Source organism: Corallococcus sp. 4LFB (genome assembly GCF_046520365.1).
Classification (GTDB): Bacteria; Myxococcota; Myxococcia; order Myxococcales; family Myxococcaceae; genus Corallococcus; species Corallococcus caeni.
This window is the reverse complement of the sequence record NZ_JBKGHJ010000458.1, coordinates 1-6,721: the sequence shown is the minus strand read 5'-3', so window position 1 is coordinate 6,721 and position 6,721 is coordinate 1. Positions and strand designations below refer to the sequence as shown.

Here is a 6,721-nt window from a genome sequence, read left to right as displayed (position 1 = left end):
CTCGCACAGCCCCGCGCCGCGCGCGCCCAGGACGCCGGTGGCGTGCGCCTCGTCCACCATCAGCGCGGCGCCGTGGGCCTCGCACGCGGCCACCAGCTCGCGCAGCGGCGCCACGTCCCCGTCCATGGAGAAGACGCTGTCGGTGACCACCAGCTTGCGCCGCGCGGGCGTGTCCTCCAGCGCGCGGGTGAGCGCGGCCACGTCCGCGTGCGGGTAGACGACGACGCGCGCGCGCGACAGCCGGCAGCCGTCCACCAGCGAGGCGTGGTTGAGGGCGTCGGAGAACACCGCGTCGCCGGGGCCCACCAGCGCGGGCAGGATGCCGGTGTTGGCCGCGTAGCCGGAGTTGAAGAGGCGCACGGCCTCCGCGCGCTCGAAGCGGGCGAGCCGCGCCTCCAGCCGCTGGTGCGGCACCATGTCCCCCACCACCAGGCGGCTGGCGCCGGTGCCCACGCCGTAGCGCTCCAGCGCGGCGGCGACGGCGGCGCGCACGGCGGGCGACGCCGCGAGCCCCAGGTAGTCATTGGAGGAGAAGTTGACCAGCCGCTCGTCCCCCACGCGCACCTGGGCGCCCTGGGGGGAGTCGAGCGGCTCCAGCGCGCGGCGGAGGCCCTTCGCGGACAGGGCCTCCAGGTCCTCGCGCGCCCAGCGGTCCGCGACCTGCGTGACGGACCTCACCGGTCCTGCCGGGGCTCCAGGGGGCGGATGCCCGCCTTCTCCAGCAGCGCCATGTCCTGGGTGTACTCGGGGTTGCCGGTGGTGAGCAGCTTCTCCCCGAAGAAGAGCGAGTTGGCGCCCGCCATCATGCAGAGCAGCTGCGCCTCCTCGTTCATCTGCATGCGGCCCGCGGACAGGCGCACCATGGCCTGCGGCATGAGCAGGCGCGCGGTGGCGATGGTGCGCACCATGTCCACCGTCTCCACGCGGTGCTGCTCCGCCAGCGGCGTCCCCTCCACCGGCACGAGCGCGTTGATGGGCACCGACTCCGGGTGCACCTCCTGGTTGGCCAGCGTGCGCAAGAGGTTGCAGCGGTCGTCCACGGACTCGCCCATGCCGATGATGCCGCCGCAGCACACGGAGATGCCCGCGTCGCGCACCCGGTTCAGCGTCTTCAGCCGGTCGTCAAAGGTGCGGGTGGAGATGATGTCGCCGTAGTGCTCCGGGGACGTGTCCAGGTTGTGGTTGTACGCGGACAGGCCCGCCTCGCGCAGGCGCTTCGCCTGGCTGTCGGTGAGCATGCCCAGCGTGGCGCACGCCTCCATGCCCAGGGCCCGGACGCCCTTCACCATCTCCAGCACGCTGTCGAACTGCGGGCCGTCCTTCACCTCGCGCCACGCGGCGCCCATGCAGAAGCGGGTGGCCCCGGCCTTGCGCGCCTGGGACGCGGCGGCCAGCACCTCCGGCACCGCCATCAGCTTCTCCGCCTTGACGCCCGTCTTGTAGCGCGCGGCCTGCGGGCAGTACGCGCAGTCCTCCGGACACCCGCCCGTCTTGATGGAGAGCAGCGAACACAGCTGCACCTTGTTCTCCACGAACACCTGCCGGTGCACCGCCTGCGCCTTATGCACCAGATCCAGCAGCGGCAACTGGTACAGGGCCTTCACCTCCGCGAGCGACCAGTCGTGCCGCACCGTCACCCCTTCCGGAGCAGGGGCGGCGTGGTGGGCGTGGCCGTGGAAGGACTCGGCGGTGTCGGACATGCGGGCTCCTTGGGGAGGCGTCAGGGGGCCGACGGTGCGTGGCCCGGAGGCCATTGTCAACGCTCTCGCGACAGGGGGTTGACGAGTGTCCCTTCCCCCTCTGGGAGGCCCGTCTCGAAGCCCGCAAAGACAGAAGGGACGTCCGTACGCGACGGACGTCCCCTGGCTGTCTCCCGCCTCATCGGTCGAGGAGCCCTGCGAGCTAGACGTGGACGCGACGGCTGCGGCCGGCGAGCCCCACGAGGAACAGCACGACCAGCGCGCCCAGGACGGAGAACAGCAGGCCCGTGGGGTGCAGGTCGAACATCCGGCCGTCACTCGAGAAGAGCGAACCCACGAAACCGCCCACGAACGAGCCGACGATGCCCAGCAGCGTGGTGGCGATGAGCCCCATCGACTGGTTGCCCGGCATGATGGCACGAGCGATCAGACCCGCGACCAGACCAATCACCAGAAACGCGATAATCCCCATGACACTCTCCCTGTGTGGGGGGCCCGCTCTGTGCGACGCCCGTGGTCCAGAAAGTGGGTTGCCCCCCCCTGTGGGGCAACCCGCTACCTGATCCACGACAACCTGCCTGCCTGCTCTCCTGGCATGGCCCGTCTTCAGCCGGGGAAACGTCAGGGGTCTGGGGTAGACAGCTCGACCCATGGCGAAGGCGAAGACGCACTACACCTGTCAGGCCTGCGGCTACCAGACGGCGAAGTGGCTCGGGAAGTGTCCGGACTGCGGCGCCTGGAGCTCGCTCCTGGAGGAGACCGAAGCGAAGGTGGACGACAAGCGCCCGGCCTGGGGCGCGTCGGGGGGCGCCTCCCGGCCGGTGAAGCTCCAGGACGTCACGGGGGAGACGGAGGTGCGCCGCAGGACGGGCATCGCGGAGTTCGACCGCGTCCTGGGCGGCGGCGTGGTGGGCGGTTCGCTGGTGCTGCTGGGCGGAGACCCCGGCATCGGCAAGTCCACGCTGCTGCTGGCGGCGCTGGACAAGCTGGCGCGGCACGGGCCGGTGCTCTACGTGTCGGGTGAAGAGAGCCTCCGGCAGACGAAGATGCGCGCGGAGCGCCTGCGGGTGGAGAGCGAGGCCATCCACCTGTTCGCGGAGACGGACGCGGACCGGGTGCTCCAGGCGGCGGAGGCCCTGAAGCCGCAGGCGCTGGTGGTGGACTCCATCCAGACCATGTACCTGCCGGAATTGGGCAACGCGCCGGGCAGCATCACCCAGGTGCGCGAGGTTGCGGGCCGGCTGATGGCGTTCGCCAAGCGCAGCGGGGTGCCCACGTTCCTGGTGGGGCACGTGACGAAGGAGGGCTCCATCGCGGGTCCCCGGGTGCTGGAGCACATGGTGGACACGGTCCTCTACTTCGAGGGCGAGCGGGGCCACCCGTTCCGGCTCTTGCGCGCGCACAAGAACCGCTTCGGCAGCACCAACGAGATTGGCGTCTTCGAGATGAAGGGCGCGGGGCTGGTGGAGGTGGCGGACCCCTCCGCGCTGTTCCTCTCCGAGCGGCCGCAGGGCAAGTCCGGCAGCGTGGTGACGAGCACGCTCAACGGCACGCGGCCGCTGCTGGTGGAGGTGCAGGCGCTGGTGGCGCCCACGGGCTACGGCACCGCGAGGCGCACGGCGATTGGCGTGGACGGCAACCGCGTGGCGCTGCTGGCGGCGGTGCTGGAGAAGAAGGAGGAGATTCCGCTGGTGGGCTGCGACCTGTTCGTCAACGTGGCGGGCGGCATGCAGCTGAGCGAACCGGCGTGTGACCTGGCGGTGTGCGCGGCGCTGGTGAGCAGCCTGCAGAACCGGCCGCTGGACGCGAAGACGCTGGTGCTGGGGGAGGTGGGGCTCGCGGGCGAGGTGCGCGCGGTGGGCCAGGTGGATTCAAGGCTCGCGGAGGCCGCGAAGATGGGCTTCCAGCGGGTGGTGCTGCCGGCCGGCAGCGCGCGGCGCGTGGAAGAGACGAAGCTCCAGGTGGTGGGCGTGGAGACCCTGAGCGAAGCGCTGTCCGCGATGTTCGACTGACGGACGGGGCGTCAGTGCCTGGACCGCATCCAGGACACGTCCGGCACGCGCGTGGGTTTGCGCAGGGTGGGCAGGTCGAAGAAGGCGTCGGGCCCCAGGGTGGCGATGAGCTGGCTTTCCGCGGCGTCGCCCTCCGGGGTCATGGCCTGGGTGGGCAGCTCGTAGGGCTGGACCAGGACGAGGCCGCCGTCGAGCGACTGGCGCTGGGACGCGGGGATGGCGTCCAGGCGCGGGCCGAAGAGGTCCACGAAGGGGGCGCCGAAGACGTTGCGCCAGTAGAGGCCTTCCAGGCCTTCGCTGTAGTCGCGCAGGTTGAAGTCGAGCCTGGAGCCAAAACCATCTTCATTCGGCACGACGCGCCAGTTCTTGCGCTCGAAGTCGGCATCAAGTCCGGATTGGGCAAGAGGGGAGCCCAGCAGGTGCATGATTTCGATGACCTGCCGCAAATGGGCCTCGCGCCACCGGGCCTTGCCGGCCTCCACAATCGAAGTCTGCCAGGTGAATGTGCCGATGAAGGGGTACTGCCCCTGGGTCTCGGGGGAGAAATGAATGAAGTCCCGATCCGTCTTCGCCCCGATGAAGAAGCGCTTGGATTCGTCGTAGACGGCCGCAGGGGCGTCCGGGTTGAAAGGACCCGGCGCCAGCCGTTCATCCATGCCGACGCCCCCGTAGCGTACCGGTTGGAACCAGCGGCCCTCCGTGAAGAACCGGCGTAGAAGCTCACGGATGGTACTTGTCGATGGCGCGCCGGGGAGAAGTGCCCACTCGGTTCTCAAGTAGCGCTGAGCCATGCGTCACTTTCATGGGAAGAACTGGATGTCGGCGCGACCCAACTGCTTGAGCTTCTCGATTTCCGTTCGAAGCGGTTTCGTGAGCTGCGTGGCACCCTCGGCGTGTTTGGCGGAACGGATCCAGAGTTCAAGGGAGCCACCGTACTTCTGGACGTACTCAATCATGGCCCTGATGTTTCCCGTGAGCGCTAACTCCGCACGGCCCTTCACCTCCACGAAGTCGTAGGGGCTGCCCCAGACAAGATCCCCTTTGTGCCCCGTCACGGCATCCGGGACAAACCCCTGGGCCTTGCTGCCCGGGGGCGGCATCAGGAGGCTCGAATTCTTCGGCAGCTTCCGGCGCTGGAGCACGGACTGCTCGAACGCGCTGCCCGCGCCCTTGTTCTTGATGACCGTCTGGTAGAGCCGCTCCCACTCCGGATCCACCACGTACCGGAAGCTCCGGTACTTCTCCGGGTGACGGAACTGGTAGTCCACCCACGCCTGCGCCAGGTGCTCCGCGCTGCCCGGAACCAGCCGCGCGCCCTCCTCCGTCGCCCGTGAGCCCACCAGCGCCACGCGCTTGCCCTGGGCCAGCACGCGCCCCGCCTCCGCGAGCGGTGCCTCCAGCCGCTTCGCGAGCGATTGCAGCCGCTCCACGTCCTCCGCGGACACGGACTCACCGCGTCCCGCCGCTCGCAGCACCCGGCGAAGTTCCTGTGCCTCCCGTGGCGACAGGTGCTGCACCACGCGCTGCAACACCTGCACCTCACGCAAGCTCCGGCCCGTCAGCAGGGCCACCCGCTCCACGCCCTGCGCGCCTTCTGACAGCAACCGCCCTGACACCACCGGCAGCGCCACGCTCACCGCGCACAGCAGCCTCTCGCCGTCCGTCAGCGGATATCCCAGCAGGCTCTGGCCCAGCACCACGCCGCCCACGTCCGCCACCTCGCCGGTGACAGGCAGCAGGCCCAGGGCGATCTCCAGCACCACGTCTTCCGGCGGAATGCCCGGGGGCTCACGGGCCGGGTCCCACGGCGGGGGCGCGAAGCGGCTGGCCTCCACCGCCGACGCCAGGATGCTGTCTCGCGCCAGCAGGTAGAGCGCCACCTCACTGGGGCTCTTGCGCGGGAAGTCCGGGTCCTGCGTGTGCGCGTAGGCCCAGTCCAGCACCGCCTCCAGCAGCGCCAGCTGCGTCTCCTCGTAGAGCGGGCTCTCGGTGAGCAGCCCGTCGCCTCCGAGCCTGCGGAAGTGCGCGTCCGCCAGGGCCTGACGGCGCGCATCCGCCCAGCGGTGGAACTCCTCCAGCTTCGCCTCCGCCCGGGCCGAACGCGCCCCTTCCTCGCGCAGGGCCTCCGCGTGCTGGGCCTTCAGCCGCAGGTACACCTCCAGCGGCTCGTCCTTCGCGAGCTCCTCCTCCGTCCGCGCGGAAGCCCAGAGCATCAGGTCATTGAGCGCGGCATGCCCCACCTGACGCTCCACTTCCATCACGGCGGGCTGCTTCAAGGCGGCACGCTTCTCGCGGATGAACGCGAGGTAGCGGCCCAACTCCGCTCCCCCGACGGTGCCGGCAGAACCCGCGCGCTTCCACGCGGTGTCCCGCGCGAACGAAGCAGGGGATGCGCTGTGATAGCGGCCGTAGCCGTGCATCCCCACCGGCAGCGTCCGGGAGCCCGGCGTACCGCAGGCCGTGAGCGCCAGGACCAGCATCAGCCCCGCGCTGAATCCCCCCAGCGTTCCTTCCAGCATGACGCGCCCCCAATCACTCACATCTACCAGCCGGGACTGACGTGTTTCGCGAGCCCCTACCTGACGTGCACGACGCTCGGTGGAGCCGAGATGGCGCGCGTTCCCCATGGCTCCATCCGGGCTCCATCAACGCCACGGCCAGCAGCCATCGCCATCACCCGTCAGGGGTATTCCGCTCGCATCGCGCCGCTCCAGGACGAAGAACGAGGACTGGCCAGGGGCCGGGGCATGCCGTTTGATGCGGCGGTGCGAGGAGCACCGCCCGGATGAAGCATCGCCCCCAATCCTCCCGTCCGTGGGACGCGCTGGGCTCGCTGTCCGCGCGGCTGCTGCTGGCGTTCCTCCTGCCCACCCTGCTCTTCCTCTCGCTCGCGGGCGCGTCCGTGTACGCGCTCGCTCGCGCGAGCCTGGAGGACGAGCTGGGCGCCAGCCTCTCCGCGCTCGCCGCGGCCACCGCCAGTCAGGTCAGCGGCGAGCGCATGCTCACCAT

At 70.2% G+C, this 6,721-nt stretch carries 6 protein-coding genes and 1 pseudogene; 2 read left to right on the top strand and 5 right to left on the bottom strand.

Features of this window, described 5'->3' with window-relative positions:
* The 3 genes from ACLEQD_RS33895 to ACLEQD_RS33885 form a co-directional block, all read right to left on the bottom strand.
* On the bottom strand, positions 1 to 678 hold a 678-nt coding region (locus tag ACLEQD_RS33895), incomplete at its 3' end, for an aminotransferase class I/II-fold pyridoxal phosphate-dependent enzyme (protein WP_410389749.1).
* Complete coding sequence (bioB, locus tag ACLEQD_RS33890) at positions 675 to 1,700, bottom strand: biotin synthase BioB (protein ID WP_410389748.1); 1,026 nt, start codon at positions 1,698 to 1,700, stop codon at positions 675 to 677. The genes bioB and ACLEQD_RS33895, both read right to left, overlap by 4 nt.
* Positions 1,701 to 1,902: 202 nt before the next feature.
* Complete coding sequence (locus ACLEQD_RS33885) at positions 1,903 to 2,172, bottom strand: GlsB/YeaQ/YmgE family stress response membrane protein (protein ID WP_410389746.1); 270 nt, start codon at positions 2,170 to 2,172, stop codon at positions 1,903 to 1,905.
* Between the two features lie 178 nt (positions 2,173 to 2,350).
* On the opposite strand from ACLEQD_RS33885, the gene radA reads away from it, so the two are divergent.
* The gene (gene radA / locus ACLEQD_RS33880; RefSeq protein WP_338269777.1) at positions 2,351 to 3,712 is read left to right on the top strand and encodes a DNA repair protein RadA; all 1,362 of its coding nucleotides are present in this window, start codon (positions 2,351 to 2,353) and stop codon (positions 3,710 to 3,712) included.
* A gap of 11 nt (positions 3,713 to 3,723) precedes the next feature.
* On the opposite strand, the gene ACLEQD_RS33875 is transcribed toward radA, so the two are convergent.
* A complete protein-coding gene (locus ACLEQD_RS33875) occupies positions 3,724 to 4,368 on the bottom strand; it encodes a hypothetical protein (RefSeq protein WP_410389744.1) in 645 nt (214 codons plus the stop codon).
* Positions 4,369 to 4,512: 144 nt separating this feature from the next.
* Positions 4,513 to 6,231, bottom strand: coding sequence for a hypothetical protein (locus ACLEQD_RS33870; RefSeq protein ID WP_410389742.1), 1,719 nt, complete (start codon positions 6,229 to 6,231; stop codon positions 4,513 to 4,515).
* A 266-nt stretch (positions 6,232 to 6,497) separates the two neighbouring features.
* Between ACLEQD_RS33870 and ACLEQD_RS33865 the strand changes: the two are divergent.
* Positions 6,498 to 6,721: pseudogene (locus ACLEQD_RS33865) on the top strand (two-component sensor histidine kinase); the annotation flags it as partial.

Excerpts from the sequence above, each read along its gene's own strand:
- bioB (WP_410389748.1), bottom strand. The coding sequence starts at position 1,700 with ATGTCCGACACCGCCGAGTCCTTCCACGGCCACGCCCACCACGCCGCC.
- ACLEQD_RS33885 (WP_410389746.1), bottom strand. The coding sequence starts at position 2,172 with ATGGGGATTATCGCGTTTCTGGTGATTGGTCTGGTCGCGGGTCTGATC.
- radA (WP_338269777.1), top strand. The coding sequence starts at position 2,351 with ATGGCGAAGGCGAAGACGCACTACACCTGTCAGGCCTGCGGCTACCAG.
- ACLEQD_RS33875 (WP_410389744.1), bottom strand. The coding sequence starts at position 4,368 with ATGGATGAACGGCTGGCGCCGGGTCCTTTCAACCCGGACGCCCCTGCG.
- ACLEQD_RS33870 (WP_410389742.1), bottom strand. The coding sequence starts at position 6,231 with ATGCTGGAAGGAACGCTGGGGGGATTCAGCGCGGGGCTGATGCTGGTC.